2 protein-coding genes are annotated in these 1,687 nt (G+C 68.4%); one reads left to right on the top strand and one right to left on the bottom strand.

Going from position 1 to position 1,687, the window contains the following annotated elements:
• Positions 1-39: 39 nt before the first annotated feature.
• Positions 40-1,191, bottom strand: coding sequence for a BMP family lipoprotein (locus tag KUTG_RS31040; protein ID WP_043721783.1), 1,152 nt, complete (start codon positions 1,189-1,191; stop codon positions 40-42).
• Positions 1,192-1,440: 249 nt separating this feature from the next.
• Here KUTG_RS31040 and KUTG_RS61860 point away from each other — a divergent pair.
• A partial coding sequence (locus KUTG_RS61860) for a hypothetical protein (protein ID WP_043721780.1) occupies positions 1,441-1,687 on the top strand: 247 nt, incomplete at its 3' end.

Here is a 1,687-nt window from a genome sequence, read left to right as displayed (position 1 = left end):
ATCCTGGCGGGCCCGCGGTAGGGGTGCTTGCCGCTGGTGTCAGCTGCCGGGCAGCGTCGAGGGGACCTTGATCGCGCCGGAGATGATCTGCGCCTTGTAGGCGTCGACGGTGGCCTTGATGTCGTCCACCTTGCCGCCGGAGGTGGCGTAGTCCACGCCGCCGACCGAGAGGTCGAAGACCTTCGGGATGGCGGTCAGGTCGTTGGACGCGACGCCGCGCAGGAAGTCGTACACCGCGGTGTCGACGCGCTTCATCATCGAGGAGATGATGACGTCCTTGTCGTCGGCCACGCCGGCCTGCTTGTACTGGTCGGAGTCGACGCCGATGGCGGAGGCGCCGCCCTTGGCCTTGACCGCGTCGAAGATGCCCTTGCCGGAGTTGCCGGCGGCCTGGTAGATCACGTCGGCGCCGGCGCTCAGCTCGCCCTGCGCGACCAGGCGGCCCTTGTCCGGGGCCTGGAAGCCGGTGAAGTCACCGGCCGGGGTGATGTACTTGTCCTCGATCTTGATGTCCGGCGCGGCCGCCTTGGCGCCCGCGTCGAAGCCGGCCTGGAACTTCTGGATCAGCGGCACGTTCACGCCGCCGACGAAGCCCACGTGGCAGGACTTGGACTTGTAGGCCGCGATCACGCCGACCAGGAAGGAGCCCTGCTCCTCGGTGAAGGTCAGCGGGGTGACGTTGGGCGAGTTCTCCACCGTGGAGTCGACGATGGCGAACTTGGTGTTCGGGAAGTCCTTGGCGACGTTCTGCAGCGCCGGGGCGTAGGCGAACCCGACCGTGACGATCGGGTTGTAGCCCTCCTGGGCCAGCTGGCGCAGGCGCGTCTCCTTCGCCGCGTCCGACTCGTTCGGCGCGGCGGTGGTCTCCTTGATGTTGTCGGCCTTGATGCCCAGCTGCGACTTGGCCAGGTCCAGGCCCGCCGCCGCCGCGTCGTTGAACGACGCGTCGCCACGGCCGCCGATGTCGTAGGCCAGGCCGACCTTGAGCGCGCTGCCGTCGACCTTGGTCGAACTGCCGGTGGTGCTCGTGCCCGCCGCCGTGGCGTTGGGCGGCGTGGCCAGCTTGCAGCCGCTGGCCGATGACGACCCGCCGTTGCTGCCACCGCCCCCGTTGGACGTGGTGTCCTTGGCACACGCGGCCAACGACACCACGCTGGTCAGCGCGATCGCCGCTACCGCTACTCCACGCATTCGACGCACGGTTTGTCGTCCTCTCCCTGCTTCGACGAGCTGCGATGCCCCGACCCCGTTGTCGGTGTCGGTCCCGCCGAGGGCGAAACGGTACCTCTCGGTTCCGGGCCCACGACACCGGTCACGGTCCGTGTAACCGAATCGTTGACCCGCTCGGACCAACTGTCGGCACATGGTGACACACCGTGACCGGGAACCATGGTCGGTCAGGTGGCGTCATAGAGGCAACCGGGACAGGGAGGCCACGCCTTGAGCAAGATCCATACGGATCCTGATCATCTACGCCGTTCGGGCAGCAACCTGTCGAAGTTCGGACAGACCGTGGCCGCCGCCGGCGAGAAGCTGGACACCGCCGGTCAGAACCTGGTGCAGCACGCCGGCAACGACCGCTCCGGCATCGGCTCCGTCGTGGCCAAGGCGATGGGCCGTGGCGTCGAGGTCACCGGCAAGGTGTTCAAGGAGGGCGGCCGGGTCGCCGACACGGCCGGGCAGCGTC

Origin of the sequence: Kutzneria sp. 744, assembly GCF_000568255.1 — a bacterium.
Taxonomy (GTDB): domain Bacteria; phylum Actinomycetota; class Actinomycetes; order Mycobacteriales; family Pseudonocardiaceae; genus Kutzneria.
The sequence above is the reverse complement of the archived record's forward strand: the minus strand, read 5'-3'. Positions and strand labels throughout refer to the sequence as shown.